Here is a 13,275-nt window from a genome sequence, read left to right on the forward strand (position 1 = left end):
AATACAGCGGCATTTTCCCTGCCTACACTCGGCGCAATGTTCAATGATGTGGATGTCAAAATGATTAGCGGTGTGTTGTACGCCCTGCTGGCGGGGTTGATGTGGGGGCTGATTTTTGTCGGGCCGTTGATCGTGCCGGAATACCCGGCAGTATTACAGTCGATGGGGCGCTACCTGGCGCTGGGGCTGATTGCCCTGCCGCTGGCCTGGCTGGGTCGCGGACGTCTGCGTCAGCTATCGCGCAAAGACTGGAAAACCGCGCTGGCTCTGACGATGATGGGCAACCTGATTTATTATGTTTGTCTGGCCAGCGCCATTCAGCGCACCGGTGCGCCGGTCTCGACGATGATCATCGGCACGCTACCGGTAGTGATCCCGGTCTTCGCCAATCTGCTCTATAGCCAGCGTGACGGTAAATTATCCTGGTGGCGCTTGGCCCCGGCGCTGGTGCTGATCGGCATTGGCCTGCTGTGCGTGAATATTTCTGAGTTGAATCAGGGGTTACCTGATTTTAGCGGCTGGCGCTACGGGTCGGGTATCGCCCTGGCACTGGTTTCCGTGGTGTGCTGGGCATGGTATGCGCTGCGTAATGCCCGCTGGCTGCGTGAAAACCCTGATAAGCATCCGATGATGTGGGCCACCGCCCAGGCACTGGTGACGCTGCCCGTTTCTCTGCTCGGTTACATTGCGGCCTGCCTGTGGCTGAACGGGCAAACGCCGGACTTCTCCCTGCCCTTCGGCCCGCGTCCAGGCGTATTTATCGGCCTGATGGTCGCCATTGCGGTGCTGTGTTCGTGGGTGGGGGCATTGTGCTGGAACATCGCCAGCCAAAAGCTGCCAACGGTGATCCTCGGGCCGTTGATTGTATTCGAGACGCTGGCGGGACTGCTGTATACCTTTATCTTGCGCCATGAAATGCCGTCGGCGCTGACGATTAGCGGCATCGCGTTATTGGTTATCGGTGTGGTTGTGGCCGTCAAAGCCAAGCCGGAGAAACCGAGCGTCGTCGTGGTTCCACAATCATAATGTGCCGAATGGCGCTGCGCTTATCCGGCCTACGCGATAATAGGCCGGATAAGGCGTTTACGCCGCCATCCGGCGCGACACTTTAAACACCGCAACGGTCTGATTCAGGCGTGCCGCCTGTTCTTCGAGCGCAGCCGCCGCTGACGCGGATTCTTCCACCAGCGAGGCGTTTTGCTGCGTCACGCGATCCATCTCGGCAACGGCCTGACCAACCTGATCGATTCCCCGACTCTGCTCATCAGAGGCCGAAGCAATCTCACCCATGATATCGGTCACGCGGGTGACGGCGCTGACGATCTCCGCCATTGTTTCACCCGCCTCATGCACCAGTGCGGTACCGGCGTTGACCCGATGACCAGAATCATCAATCAGGGCCTTAATCTCTTTAGCCGCCTGCGCGCTGCGCTGCGCCAGAGTGCGCACTTCTCCTGCTACTACCGCAAAACCACGCCCCTGTTCACCGGCGCGTGCGGCTTCTACCGCCGCGTTCAGCGCCAGAATATTGGTCTGGAAGGCAATACCGTCAATAACAGTGGTAATTTGCGCGATTTTGCTGGAACTGGTGGCAATTTCATCCATGGTACGCACCACGCCATCAACCACCGTGCCGCCTTTTTGCGCCGTCTGCGAGGCATTTTTTGCAAGGCTAGTCGCCTGTCGTGCATTATCCGCATTCTGTCTCACGGTAGCGGTGAGCTGTTCCATGCTGGCTGCCGTTTCCTCCAGCGATGCGGCCTGCTGTTCGGTACGCGAGGAGAGATCGTTACTGCCCGCGGCGATTTCACCCGCCCCGGTGTAAATGGTATCGGCCCCATCACGCACCACGCTAACCGTGTTCGCCAGCGACTGCTGCATATCGCGGACGTTACGTGCCAGCAGCGCCATTTCATTGCTGCCGTCAGCACTGATGCTGTGGGTCAGGTCACCTGCGGCAATATGGCGAATATGTTCCATCACCTCGCGCAGTGGCTTCAACAACACGCGCTGCATGGCTATCCAGCTAACGACAATCACCGTGATCACAATCAGCATGACGGCAGACAGCAACCAGATAATTTTCTGGTAGTCATTCTCGTTATCCTGCACGCCCGCATTTGCCAGCGCGGATTGTGCCGCACGCCATTCCTGATACACACCCTGCATTGCCGTCTGCTTTTGTTCAGCATTCTGTTTGAACATCTCTTCCAGTTTGCCTTCCGCCAGCAGCGCGTTCATTTTGGCAAGCGTGGTCGAATAAATGCCGTACTGCTCTTCCAGTCGATCAGCCAGATGTTCATCCAGACCCGGCGTTTCCGGCAACGCATAGTATTTATCGTAATGCTCTTTCGCTTCTGCCAGCAGTCGATTTGCCGTGCTTACCAGCTCTGTTAGCTGCCCGCCGTTCACCTCGCTGGCCATCGTGCCCTGCAGACGCAGCATGCCCCGGTTGAGCGTGACGCGCGCCTGGTTCAGGCTAATCCACGCATCGGTAAACTCGGCCACGTTCTGGCTGGAAAGCTGAGACACGTTAAAATTTTGCTTATCGTTGTTGAGTGCGCCAATAAAAACGCCTGCGGAGATGAGCTGCATCGCGCCCAGGGAAAGTAACACGGTGATAAGTAAGGTTATCACTTTGATTCGTTTGAACATCTGTTGCCTTTTTATTATGCAGGTATTGTCTGAGGTCTAACTATCGGCAGCCGCGCCCGCTTATTTAATCTTCTGACGCGGCTTTTTTCGCCGTTTTGCGCCTTTTCAATAAGATTCAGCAGGTTAACGGTATAAGAAATTTTCGTGACAGCCATCACAAATCCCACCACCCCGAAAGGGGTATATCCTTCGCTATAAGTTGCATTTAAAATACATCTTATATTATTGAGAATGAGGTAACGGCTATGTCTTATCGCGATCAACCTTTAGGTGAACTGGCGCTCTCTATTCCTCGCGCTTCGGCACTGTTTCGTAAGTACGATATGGATTACTGCTGCGGCGGTAAGCAAACGCTGGCACGCGCTGCCGCACGTAAAGAGCTGGATGTCGAGGCTATCGAAGCCGAACTGGCAAAACTGGCTGAGCAACCGTTGGAAAAAGACTGGCGCAGCGTGGCACTGGCAGAAATTATCGACCATATCGTCGTTCGTTATCATGACCGCCACCGCGAACAGCTGCCGGAACTGATCCTGCAGGCCACCAAAGTTGAACGCGTGCACGCAGACAAGCCAAACGTACCACGCGGTCTGGCGAAAAACCTGACCATGCTGCATGACGAGCTGTCCAGCCACATGATGAAAGAAGAGCAGATCCTGTTCCCGATGATCAAACAGGGAATGGGTAGCCAGGCGATGGGGCCAATCAGCGTGATGGAAAGCGAGCATGACGACGCCGGTGAGCTGGTCGAAGTGATCAAGCACATCACCCAAAACGTGACGCCGCCGCCGGAAGCCTGCACCACCTGGAAAGCCATGTATAACGGCATTAACGAACTGATCGACGACCTGATGGAACACATCAGTCTGGAAAACAATGTGTTGTTCCCGCGTGCCCTCGCTGGTGAATAAAAAGGGCGCCTGAGAGCGCCCTGATTGATGAAGCATTAGAGCCGCGTCGCGGCTCTTTTTTTATTAACGTACACCTGCCATACGTTTCTTACCGATAAACAACCAGCCCAGCCCCAGCGCAATGAACCACAGCGGCGTGACGATCAGCGCCTGACGGGTATCTTCTTCCAGCGTCAGCAGTACCAGCACGAACACGAAGAACGCCATGCACACCCAGCACATCACCTTGCCCCACGGCATTTTGTAAATCGACTTCTCATGCAGCTGCGGACGCTGTTTGCGGTACACCAGGTACGAGCAAAGAATGATGGTCCAGACAAACATGAACAGAATCGCCGATACGGTGGTGATCATGGTGAACGCACCGATTACGCTCGGATTAACGTACAGCATCACCACACCGCCCAGCAGGCAGATACAGGAGAAGGTTAAGCCTTTCGCCGGAACAGCACGTTTGGACAGCTTGGCGAACGCTTTCGGTGCCACGCCTTCCTGCGCCAGACCGAACAACATACGGCTAGTCGAGAACACACCGCTGTTCGCAGAAGACGCCGCAGACGTCAGAACCACAAAGTTAATCAGGCTCGCCGCCGCCGGCAAGCCGACCAGCACGAACAGTTCGACAAACGGGCTCTTGGTTGGAACCACCGAGCCCCACGGGGTGACAGACATAATCACAATCAGCGCGAACACGTAGAACATGATGATACGGATTGGAATCGAGTTAATCGCACGCGGCAGGGATTTCTCCGGATCTTTGGTTTCCGCCGCTGTCGTCCCGACCAATTCAATACCCACGAACGCAAACACCGCAATCTGGAAGCCCGCAAAGAAGCCGCTCAGACCTTTCGGGAACCAGCCACCGTCATTCCACAGGTGGGTGAACGATGCCTGAACGCCAGTAGGTGACTGGAAGTGCGTCAGCACCATCACCAGACCAACCACGATCAGGCCGACGATGGCGACAATTTTGATCATCGCAAACCAGAATTCCATCTCACCAAACATTTTCACCGTGGCGAGGTTGAGGACCAGCAGCAGAATGATTACCGCCAGCGATGCCACCCAGTCGGATAGCCCAGGGAACCAGAATTGCGCATACGCGGTAATGGCAACGACGTCCGCCATTCCGGTCACGACCCAGCAAAACCAGTAGGTCCAGCCGGTAAAATACCCAGCCCACGGCCCGAGCAGGTCGGAGGCGAAATCACTAAAAGATTTGTATTCGAGATTCGAGAGCAGCAATTCTCCCATTGCGCGCATCACGAAAAACAGCATAAAACCGATGATCATATAAACAAAGATGATCGACGGCCCGGCGAGGCTGATGGTTTTCCCGGAGCCCATAAACAGGCCGGTACCGATAGCGCCACCAATGGCAATAAGTTGAATATGACGGTTTGTGAGATTGCGCCGCAGCGACTGTTCAGACGAAGCCTCTTCGTCGGCAACGACTTTTACCTGATCTACCATGTTTTTTTCTTCCTGTACCTGTCTGTGTTGTTCAGGCTCTACGGCCTTTGGTGTGTCTATGATACGACGATCCCGTTATCAGGACTCATCGATATTAGGTAAGAATTGGCGGGATGAATACTAAGATTTAGATATAATGTTAATTTTATGTTTAAAGTGAGTGTCATATCACTCTGATAGCGCGAATCAGCTCACAAAAATACGCGCAAGTGCGCTATTTGCAAGATAAAATATCGACATCGGTATAACTATAGCTTTTCACGCTATTTCTCTGCTCCCCCCAAGGCTGAGGGGAACAGAAGTCACTGCTTACAGGATTTCAAGCAGCTCAACGTCGAATACCAGCGTGCTGAACGGAGGAATGGACGCACCCGCGCCACGCTCGCCGTAGGCCAGTTCCTGAGGGATAGTCAGCTCCCATTTGGAACCCACCGGCATCAGGGTCAGCGCTTCAATCCAGCCAGGGATAACGCCGTTAACCGGGAATTCAGCCGGTTCACCACGGGCAACGGAGCTGTCGAACACGGTACCGTCGATCAGTTTACCGGTGTAGTGCACGCGTACACGGTCGGTACGTGCCGGGATAGCCCCTTCGCCCTGCGTCAGAACGCGGAACTGCAGACCGGATTCAGTGCTGTTTACACCGTCTTTCTCACGGTTTTCTTCCAGATATTTGACGCCATCAGCAGCCATAGACTGGAAACGCTCGCGACGGACCGCATCAGCACGTTCGTGGATTTCACGCAGCGCACGGTGCACAACGTCAACCGGCACAGCTGGATGTTTGCCTTCCAGCGCGTCAGCAATACCCGCAACCAGCGCTTCAGGCAACAGCCCTTCCAGACCGGATTCGCTCAGCTGCTGTCCTACCTGCAAACCAATGCCGTAGCTTGCTTGCGCTTCGATAGTGTCAAAAGTCGGGGTGGCCATCATATTTCCTTTCATCGGAGGTAAAGTAGCGGGCAGCATAGCAGCCATGCCGCATCCGGTAAAACTTTGTCTCGGGAACAGATGACAAATCGCGAGGAAACATAAACAATAGGAATATCCCGCGTTGACGTCACGAAAGCGGGCATGAAGGCAAATATCATAGAATCAGGCATCTATACTCTATGATTCAGGAACGAGACGCGGAGCAGGAGGAAAGCCATGCCCGGGCGCTTTGAATTAAAACCAACCCTGGCGAAAATCTGGCATGCACCGGACAATTTTCGCATTATGGACCCGCTACCGCCTATGCATCGCCGCGGCATTATTGCTGCCGCCATCGTGCTGGTGATAGGTTTCCTGCTCCCTTCCAACGATACCAGCGATACTCCTGCGGTCACACGTGATGCCCAGTTGGATCTCCAGTCGCAATCGCAGCCACCCACTGAAGCTCAGCTGCAGGCGCAGCTGGTCGCCCCGCAAAACGATCCGGGTCAGATGGCACCGGTCGCACCGGAACCCATCCAGGAAGGCGATCCCGATGCGCAGCCGCAAGCCCAGCAGTCCCAGCCTCAGACGCAGCCTTTTCAGCCCGATAGCGGGATTGACCAACAATGGCGTACCTACCGTGTAGACTCCGGAAAAACGCTCGCCCAGGTGTTCCGTGACCATAATCTTCCACCGACCGATGTGTATGCCATGGCGCAGGTTGAAGGTACCGGAAAACCGCTGAGCAACCTGAAAGACGGTCAGATGATACAAATCAGGCAGAATGCCAATGGCGTGGTCACGGGGTTAACCATCGATACCGGCAACGGCCAGCAGGTGCTGTTTACCCGCCAGCCTAACGGCAGCTTTATTCGCGCACGTTAAATGTACTGATTGCCGGGTGGCGACTTCGCCTTACCCGGCCTACGGCTCCCGCGATTGTAGGCCTGATAAGCGGTAGTGCCATCAGGCGTTACCGCTTCACCTTATTCACCCACCAAATCCCCGAACAGACCAGCACCAGCGCCACTGCGTATTTCCATTCGAGAATGTTCTCACCAAGAAAAATCGACGACAGCACCGCACCAGAGACCGGGATCAGGAAGTTAAACGGCGCGATCATTCCCACGCGGTTGTATTTGAGCAGAATACTCCACAGTGCGAACGCCACTGAGGAGAGCAGCGTCAGGTAGCCCAGAATCGCCACCGATGCAGAGCCGTGGACGGTAAGTGTTCCGCCAAAAGCGTAGCCACCGATAACCAGAGCCAGACCGCCCATCCCCAGCTGATACCCCGTCATTACCGTCGGGTCAACCGTCTGCGAAATACGTTTTCCGTACAGCGTAGCGGCAGAGAGAATAAAGGCCGCCAATACCACTGAACCGTCTCCTAACAGGGTAAAGCTAAAATCCATCAGCCCACTGTTAAAATTCACCACCATCACGCCAGCAAAGCCCAGAATGCAGCCCAACGCTTTGTTGTAGCTCAGCTTGTCGTTCTGATAGATAAAGTGGGCCAGCAGCACACTAAAGAACGTTCCGGTGGCGTTCATGATTGAGCCTTTCACACCCGTGGTGAAGGCCAGACCAATATAGAAGAAGATGTATTGCAGCGAGGTTTGCGTCAGCCCCAGCAGCGTAAGCTGACCAAATTGACGCGGACTTAACCTGCCAATGGCTTTGCGCTGCGCCATCGCCAGCAGTAGCAGCAATAACCCCGCAAACAAAAATCGGTATCCGGCAAAAACAATCTTTGACGGAATATCATCGGTGGCAATCTGGAAAATCTCATATCCGCTTTTAATCGCCGGATAGGCGCTCCCCCACAGCAGGCAGCAAAATGCCGCGCTCAGGTAGACCACGTTTTTACGCGCGAACAGAGGTTGGTGCGTTGTGTCCATGCCATCACCGCTTTGAAATTGTGTTTTATTTTTATGATTATCGCGAAAAGGATAAAGAATAGCCAGAGCGAAAAACAGGAGGGCAGAAAAGCAAAACGCCGGCACAAGGCCGGCGCTTTTACGCGGTTTTTAGAATAAAAACTTATTCTGCAACTACGTTTACAGTCAGCTTAGCAAACACTTCGCTGTGAACCTGGAAGCTCACTTCGTGCTCGCCAGTGGTACGCAGAACGCCGTTCGGCAGACGAACTTCGCTCTTAGCCACTTCAACGCCAGCTGCAGTTACAGCGTCAGCGATGTCGCGAGTACCAATGGAACCGAACAGTTTACCTTCGTCGCCTGCTTTAGACGCGATGGTTACGGTTTCCAGTGCATTGATTTTCTCAGCGCGAGCTTCAGCAGCAGACAGAACGTCAGCCAGTTTGGCTTCCAGTTCAGCGCGACGTGCTTCGAAGAATTCAACGTTTTTCTTGGTAGCAGGAACAGCTTTACCCTGTGGTACCAGGAAGTTACGAGCGTAGCCCGCTTTAACGTTAACCTGATCACCCAGGCTACCCAGGTTTGCTACTTTATCAAGCAGAATAACTTGCATTACCTTATCCTCTTAAAGTCGTTAATAGACAGCGGCCGATTACTGATGACGATCGGTATACGGCAGCAGGGACAGGTAGCGAGCGCGCTTGATGCAGCGAGCCAGCTGACGCTGGTATTTTGCACGAGTACCGGTGATACGGCTCGGGACAATTTTACCGCTTTCGGTAATGTAGTTTTTCAACGTTGCGATGTCTTTGTAATCAATCTCAACAACGCCTTCCGCGGTGAAACGGCAGAACTTGCGACGACGGAAATAACGTGCCATATGGCTAGTCTCCAGAATCTATCAATTCAATCTGCTCGGCATGCAGAACCATTTTGCTCAGGCCGTTCTTTGCCTTGTGGCAAGAAATGAACCCCTGAACAGTTACTGCGCTACCGACCGTTATACTGTGAGTAATGGCCTGGTTTTCGTGTCCGCTAATAATAACGGGCATTTGGCACCACGCCTGCCGGTGGAAACCGGCTTCCTCCTGCACAGAACGATGCTCAAGCACGAACTGGCAATGAGGAATTCCTGATGGGCTGACCTTGCGAAGCGGCGTCCTGCACACTGTGCCAGATAACACCAAACGGTTGGTCATCAGAAATTACTCTTCAGAATCCCCAGCTTCAGCATCATCTGCGGTTTCGTTAGCGAAATCATCGCGACGTTCACGACGCTCGTCTTTCGCTTTAACCATCGGAGATGCTTCGGTAACAGCGTGCTTAGTACGCATTACCATGCTACGGATAACGGCATCGTTGAAGCGGAAGTTTGTTTCCAGCTCATCGATAACTTCCTGCGGCGCTTCAACGTTCAGCAGAACGTAGTGAGCTTTGTGCAGTTTGTTGATCGGGTAAGCCAGCTGACGGCGGCCCCAGTCTTCCAGACGGTGGATCGTGCCTTCTGCTGCAGTGATTGCACCAGTGTAGCGTTCGATCATACCCGGAACCTGTTCGCTCTGGTCAGGATGGACCATAAAAACGATTTCGTAATGACGCATCGAATTGCTCCTTACGGATTATTCAGCCTCCTGTCTGGGTCAGCCGAGGCCCATGGAGGCAAGGAACGTGTTAAAGGTCGGCTGAAAAATGACGCGTCATAATACTGGCGGTAGCAGGTAAACTCAAGGTGATTGTATGAATATTTATCAAACCGTCATTAATACATATCCACCAGCATTTTGACACTGATGCAAATCGAGACAATCACAATCATCGGTCGGATGACTTTCTTCCCACGCGTCAGTACCACCGAGGCTCCAAGACGCGCACCGAGAGATTGCCCAACGAACATCACCAGTCCCAGCGACCAGATCATTTTACCGCCGAAAATGAAGAACAGAATCGAGGCGATGTTCGACGCCAGGTTAATAAAGTTGGAGTGAATTTGCGCCTTATCGATGCCGTATCCCCATAACGTGATATAGCAGAGCGTATACAAGGAGCCGGCCCCTGCGCCGAGAAAACCGTCATAAAAACCTACGCACCCACCGCCGATAAGTGAAAAGAGAAACAGCGATACCTGCTGCTTTCTTTTTGGTTCGCTCAGGTTAGGGGCAAAAATAAAGTAGATGGCGACGGTAATTATCAGCACCGGCAGCAGCTTTTTTAGCAGGTCCGGCTCAATGAACTGAATCAGTGTGGTACCCAGCGCGGAACCGATAAAGGCAGATAAGAACACATACTTGTGTTCCTGCACGTTGATATGCCCCCGGCGCAAAAAGTAAATCCCAGAGGTGAGTGAACTACCCAAGGCCTGAATTTTATTGGTCGCCAGCGCATTGGCCGGCGGTAAACCGGAGATCAACAATGCGCCAATTGAAAGAAACCCACCGCCCCCTGAAACCACATTAATAAAACCCGCCACCAGCGCAACCATAAACATAATCACGAAGTAGCTGAAATCCATGAATGAAGTATCCATAAGCTTTTGCCTTATAATCATGAAGTTATATTCTTTTTCAGCTCACTATAAACGGCGTACCCTTCCGGTTAAATTGACCATTTGGTAAGAGCTTATGCCGGGCAAACAGGAATTTTTTAACCGTAGCGGAAGGTATCAGTTGATTGTTAATTAAAGAAAAGACGGCTATGCGGTAATTTTTTGAACAACTGCATCAGAAATGGTCGCTATCGACTCTGTCGGTTGTGGTTAAAATTAAATCAGAAGTTATCCACTCACAGGAGAGCGCTAACCAGAGACCGCGGTCGAGGAGGTACCTATGCGAACCCGTGTGTTGACCCTTTTGGCCGTGCTATTGCTCAGTGCAAATGCAATGGCAGCCATTGAAATTACCCACCGTCAGGCCAGGAATATGGATGATGTGCAGAGCTTAGGCGTGATTTACATAAACCATAACTTCGCCACTGAAAGTGAAGCAAATCAGGCCCTGAATGAAGAAACAGATGCGCAAGGCGCCACCTACTACCACGTGATCCTCACCAGGGAACCCGGAAGTAACGGAAATATGCACGCCAGCGCGGATATTTATCGCTAGCTACCCAGAAATAACCAACGAGAACATTGCCACAGTTTGACTTGCCCCCTTGATTGGGGGCTTTTTTTTGCAGTAAAACGCCGCCGAAGCCAGACCGATAACATCCCCTTAAAGATTTAGCTCCGGGGCATTTTTCTTACTTCTGCCCGTAATAGGCGTTCGGACCGTGCTTACGCATGAAGTGTTTATTCATCAGGTAATCGTCGATGGGGTTAAGCCCGGGGTTAATGCCGCGCGCAATCCACGCCATCTTTGCCACCTCCTCCATCACCACCGCATTATGCACCGCATCCTCGGCATCTTTACCCCAGGCAAACGGGCCGTGCTGATAGACCACAATGCCCGGCGTATGTAACGGCTCAACGTCGGCTAGCGTTTCTATGATCACCTTTCCTGTGTTCAGCTCATATTCGCCCTGCACTTCTTCTTCCGTTAATGCCCTGGTGCAGGGAATATCGCCAAAAAAGTAATCCGCATGGGTGGTTCCCAGCGCCGGGATCGCCTGCCCCGCCTGCGCCCATGCTGTGGCGTGGGTAGAGTGGGTATGCACTACGCCGCCAAGCGATGGATAACGCTGATACAGCGCCAGATGAGTCGCGGTATCAGAGGAAGGGCGATAGCCACCCTCCACCACTTTCCCTGACATATCCACCACCACCATATCGTCTACTGTCATATGCGTATAGGCGACACCGCTGGGCTTGATTACCACCTGCCCGCGTTCACGGTCGATAGCGCTGACGTTGCCCCAGGTAAAGGTCACGAGGCCATAGCGCGGCAGATCCATATTGGCTTCGAACACCTGCTGTTTGAGTTTTTGCATTACGCCGCCTCCACCAGACCTGCGCTTGCCATTCGGGCCTTCACCCAGTCACGCGCTTTCGCCACTTCCGCCGCCGGGTCGTCAGTGGTTTCACTCCACATCTCAATCAGATAGGGTCCGCAATAGCCACTCTGCTTGAGCGTCTCAAAACAACGCTCGAAATCGACAACGCCCTCGCCAAACGGTACGTTCTTGAATACGCCGGGTTTAGTGTCTTTCACGTGTACGGCGACGATGTGTCCGATTCCGGCCTGTAGCTCCATCTGTACGTCGTTATCCCACGCCGACAGGTTGCCGATGTCTGGGTAGAGCTGGAACCACGGGTTATTCAGGTAGTGCGCGTAGCCTAGCGCCTTGCTGATCGAGTTCATCAGCGGGTAATCCATGATCTCCATCGCCAGCGTCACCTGTGCGCGGCTCGCCATCTCGACGCTCTCTTTCAGCCCGTCACGAAAACGCCGACGCGTCTCGTTGTTGGCTTCTTGATAGTAAACGTCATAGCCCGCCAGTTGGATGACTCGAATGCCGACGTCCTGGGCGAACTGGATCGCTTTACGCATGATCTCCAGCCCCTGCGCACGTACCACGTCATCTTCACTGCCGAGCGGGAAGCGACGATGGGCGCTCAGGCACATCGACGGTACCCGCACGCCGGTTTCGGCAACGGCGTTAACCAACGTCAGACGCTGCTCACGGCTCCAGTCGAGACGCGCCAGGCGAGCGTCGGTTTCATCTACTGACATCTCAACGAAGTCAAAACCCAGCGTTTTCGCAAGCTGTAGCCGCTCTATCCAGCACTCTCCGGCGGGGAGTGCTTTCTCGTAGATGCCGAGCGGAATTTGTTTCGACAGCATAATTGCTCCTTAGCCCCACAGCTGGGCAATAGAGCGTTTAAACTGACGCGCGGCTTCAACCGGGGAAGCGGCATCGCGAATGCTGCGACCCGCGATAAAGACGTGAATCGGAATGCCTTTGAACAGCGGCAGATCTTCCAGCGCCAGGCCACCGGTCACCGTGACCTTAAAGCCCATATCAGACAGACGTTTGATCGCGCTGATATCCGCGTCACCCCACGCCACACCTGCAGCCTGTGCATCGCGACTGCGGTGATACACCACCTGTTGAATGCCCGCTTCACGCCACTCCTGCGCTTGCTCCCAGGTCCAGTAGCCGGTCAGTTCAATCTGCACATCGCCATTGAACTCTTTCGCCACGTCCAGCGCACCTTTGGTGGTATTGATATCTGCACAGCAGATAACTGTCACCCAATCCGCGTTGGCTTCAAAACACATGCGGGAGAGAATTTTTCCCGCGTCGGCGATTTTGGCGTCTGCCAGCACGATTTTATGCGGATACAGCGCTTTCAGGTCGCGAACCGCACGCACGCCTTCGGCAACGCAAAGAATGGTACCCACTTCAATAATGTCTACTTCATCGGCAATCAGGCGTGTCGTTTCATACGCGGAAGACATGGATTGGTTATCCAGCGCAACCTGCAACATAGGTAATGACATTTTGGTGTTC

16 protein-coding genes are annotated in these 13,275 nt (G+C 53.6%); 4 read left to right on the forward strand and 12 right to left on the reverse strand.

Going from position 1 to position 13,275, the window contains the following annotated elements; translation table 11 throughout:
* Positions 1-60: 60 nt before the first annotated feature.
* Positions 61-1,026 (forward strand): DMT family transporter, encoded by a 966-nt coding sequence (locus AC3ITF_RS19920; protein ID WP_341516734.1) that lies wholly within the window; start codon positions 61-63, stop codon positions 1,024-1,026.
* A gap of 57 nt (positions 1,027-1,083) precedes the next feature.
* Here the strand turns inward: AC3ITF_RS19920 and AC3ITF_RS19925 are convergent, their stop codons facing one another.
* Complete coding sequence (locus tag AC3ITF_RS19925) at positions 1,084-2,655, reverse strand: methyl-accepting chemotaxis protein (RefSeq protein WP_135912682.1); 1,572 nt, start codon at positions 2,653-2,655, stop codon at positions 1,084-1,086.
* Positions 2,656-2,900: 245 nt separating this feature from the next.
* Here AC3ITF_RS19925 and ytfE point away from each other — a divergent pair, with 245 nt between their 5' ends.
* Complete coding sequence (gene ytfE / locus AC3ITF_RS19930; RefSeq protein ID WP_115259604.1) at positions 2,901-3,563, forward strand: iron-sulfur cluster repair protein YtfE; 663 nt, start codon at positions 2,901-2,903, stop codon at positions 3,561-3,563.
* Positions 3,564-3,626: 63 nt separating this feature from the next.
* On the opposite strand, the gene cycA is transcribed toward ytfE, so the two are convergent.
* Positions 3,627-5,036 (reverse strand): D-serine/D-alanine/glycine transporter, encoded by a 1,410-nt coding sequence (gene cycA, locus AC3ITF_RS19935; protein ID WP_096758556.1) that lies wholly within the window; start codon positions 5,034-5,036, stop codon positions 3,627-3,629.
* Between the two features lie 309 nt (positions 5,037-5,345).
* Positions 5,346-5,966 carry a BamJ family beta-barrel-assembly machinery protein gene (gene bamJ / locus AC3ITF_RS19940; RefSeq protein WP_168246986.1) on the reverse strand — a complete coding sequence of 207 codons (621 nt, stop codon included), beginning with the start codon at positions 5,964-5,966 and terminating at the stop codon, positions 5,346-5,348.
* 219 nt (positions 5,967-6,185) lie between these two features.
* Here bamJ and AC3ITF_RS19945 point away from each other — a divergent pair, with 219 nt between their 5' ends.
* The gene (locus AC3ITF_RS19945; protein ID WP_096758557.1) at positions 6,186-6,836 is read left to right on the forward strand and encodes an OapA family protein; all 651 of its coding nucleotides are present in this window, start codon (positions 6,186-6,188) and stop codon (positions 6,834-6,836) included.
* Positions 6,837-6,924: 88 nt separating this feature from the next.
* Here the strand turns inward: AC3ITF_RS19945 and AC3ITF_RS19950 are convergent, their stop codons facing one another.
* The 6 genes from AC3ITF_RS19950 to AC3ITF_RS19975 all read right to left on the reverse strand — a co-directional run bounded on the left by AC3ITF_RS19950 (position 6,925) and on the right by AC3ITF_RS19975 (position 10,354).
* Positions 6,925-7,851, reverse strand: coding sequence for a DMT family transporter (locus AC3ITF_RS19950; protein WP_181517616.1), 927 nt, complete (start codon positions 7,849-7,851; stop codon positions 6,925-6,927).
* 142 nt (positions 7,852-7,993) lie between these two features.
* Positions 7,994-8,443, reverse strand: a complete 450-nt coding sequence (gene rplI, locus AC3ITF_RS19955) for a 50S ribosomal protein L9 (protein WP_003025676.1) — start codon at positions 8,441-8,443, stop codon at positions 7,994-7,996.
* Positions 8,444-8,482: 39 nt separating this feature from the next.
* Positions 8,483-8,710 carry a 30S ribosomal protein S18 gene (gene rpsR, locus AC3ITF_RS19960; protein WP_002210155.1) on the reverse strand — a complete coding sequence of 76 codons (228 nt, stop codon included), beginning with the start codon at positions 8,708-8,710 and terminating at the stop codon, positions 8,483-8,485.
* 4 nt (positions 8,711-8,714) lie between these two features.
* Positions 8,715-9,029 (reverse strand): primosomal replication protein N, encoded by a 315-nt coding sequence (priB, locus tag AC3ITF_RS19965; protein WP_096758558.1) that lies wholly within the window; start codon positions 9,027-9,029, stop codon positions 8,715-8,717.
* 6 nt (positions 9,030-9,035) lie between these two features.
* Positions 9,036-9,431, reverse strand: coding sequence for a 30S ribosomal protein S6 (gene rpsF, locus AC3ITF_RS19970; RefSeq protein ID WP_096758559.1), 396 nt, complete (start codon positions 9,429-9,431; stop codon positions 9,036-9,038).
* Between the two features lie 158 nt (positions 9,432-9,589).
* Positions 9,590-10,354 (reverse strand): TSUP family transporter, encoded by a 765-nt coding sequence (locus AC3ITF_RS19975; protein ID WP_096758560.1) that lies wholly within the window; start codon positions 10,352-10,354, stop codon positions 9,590-9,592.
* A 298-nt stretch (positions 10,355-10,652) separates the two neighbouring features.
* Here AC3ITF_RS19975 and yjfY point away from each other — a divergent pair, with 298 nt between their 5' ends.
* Positions 10,653-10,928: a DUF1471 family protein YjfY gene (gene yjfY, locus AC3ITF_RS19980; RefSeq protein WP_096758561.1), complete on the forward strand. Its 276-nt coding sequence runs from the start codon at positions 10,653-10,655 to the stop codon at positions 10,926-10,928.
* A gap of 136 nt (positions 10,929-11,064) precedes the next feature.
* Here the strand turns inward: yjfY and AC3ITF_RS19985 are convergent, their stop codons facing one another.
* The 3 genes from AC3ITF_RS19985 to ulaD are packed head-to-tail and all read right to left on the reverse strand — an operon-like array spanning position 11,065 to position 13,265.
* Positions 11,065-11,751: an L-ribulose-5-phosphate 4-epimerase gene (locus AC3ITF_RS19985; RefSeq protein ID WP_137363245.1), complete on the reverse strand. Its 687-nt coding sequence runs from the start codon at positions 11,749-11,751 to the stop codon at positions 11,065-11,067.
* A complete protein-coding gene (gene ulaE, locus AC3ITF_RS19990) occupies positions 11,751-12,605 on the reverse strand; it encodes an L-ribulose-5-phosphate 3-epimerase UlaE (protein WP_489175966.1) in 855 nt (284 codons plus the stop codon). The genes AC3ITF_RS19985 and ulaE overlap by 1 nt, the downstream gene beginning before the upstream one ends.
* Positions 12,606-12,614: 9 nt before the next feature.
* Positions 12,615-13,265 (reverse strand): 3-keto-L-gulonate-6-phosphate decarboxylase UlaD, encoded by a 651-nt coding sequence (gene ulaD, locus AC3ITF_RS19995; protein ID WP_096758564.1) that lies wholly within the window; start codon positions 13,263-13,265, stop codon positions 12,615-12,617.
* Between the last annotated feature and the right edge of the window lie 10 nt (positions 13,266-13,275).

The organism is Citrobacter sp. KH_055_1 (assembly GCF_057838705.1).

Coding starts and splice junctions, on each gene's coding strand:
- AC3ITF_RS19920 (WP_341516734.1), top strand. CDS start 61: ATGATTAGCGGTGTGTTGTACGCCCTGCTGGCGGGGTTGATGTGGGGG.
- AC3ITF_RS19925 (WP_135912682.1), bottom strand. CDS start 2,655: ATGTTCAAACGAATCAAAGTGATAACCTTACTTATCACCGTGTTACTT.
- ytfE (WP_115259604.1), top strand. CDS start 2,901: ATGTCTTATCGCGATCAACCTTTAGGTGAACTGGCGCTCTCTATTCCT.
- cycA (WP_096758556.1), bottom strand. CDS start 5,036: ATGGTAGATCAGGTAAAAGTCGTTGCCGACGAAGAGGCTTCGTCTGAA.
- bamJ (WP_168246986.1), bottom strand. CDS start 5,966: ATGGCCACCCCGACTTTTGACACTATCGAAGCGCAAGCAAGCTACGGC.
- AC3ITF_RS19945 (WP_096758557.1), top strand. CDS start 6,186: ATGCCCGGGCGCTTTGAATTAAAACCAACCCTGGCGAAAATCTGGCAT.
- AC3ITF_RS19950 (WP_181517616.1), bottom strand. CDS start 7,851: ATGGACACAACGCACCAACCTCTGTTCGCGCGTAAAAACGTGGTCTAC.
- rplI (WP_003025676.1), bottom strand. CDS start 8,443: ATGCAAGTTATTCTGCTTGATAAAGTAGCAAACCTGGGTAGCCTGGGT.
- rpsR (WP_002210155.1), bottom strand. CDS start 8,710: ATGGCACGTTATTTCCGTCGTCGCAAGTTCTGCCGTTTCACCGCGGAA.
- priB (WP_096758558.1), bottom strand. CDS start 9,029: ATGACCAACCGTTTGGTGTTATCTGGCACAGTGTGCAGGACGCCGCTT.
- rpsF (WP_096758559.1), bottom strand. CDS start 9,431: ATGCGTCATTACGAAATCGTTTTTATGGTCCATCCTGACCAGAGCGAA.
- AC3ITF_RS19975 (WP_096758560.1), bottom strand. CDS start 10,354: ATGGATACTTCATTCATGGATTTCAGCTACTTCGTGATTATGTTTATG.
- yjfY (WP_096758561.1), top strand. CDS start 10,653: ATGCGAACCCGTGTGTTGACCCTTTTGGCCGTGCTATTGCTCAGTGCA.
- AC3ITF_RS19985 (WP_137363245.1), bottom strand. CDS start 11,751: ATGCAAAAACTCAAACAGCAGGTGTTCGAAGCCAATATGGATCTGCCG.
- ulaE (WP_489175966.1), bottom strand. CDS start 12,605: ATGCTGTCGAAACAAATTCCGCTCGGCATCTACGAGAAAGCACTCCCC.
- ulaD (WP_096758564.1), bottom strand. CDS start 13,265: ATGTCATTACCTATGTTGCAGGTTGCGCTGGATAACCAATCCATGTCT.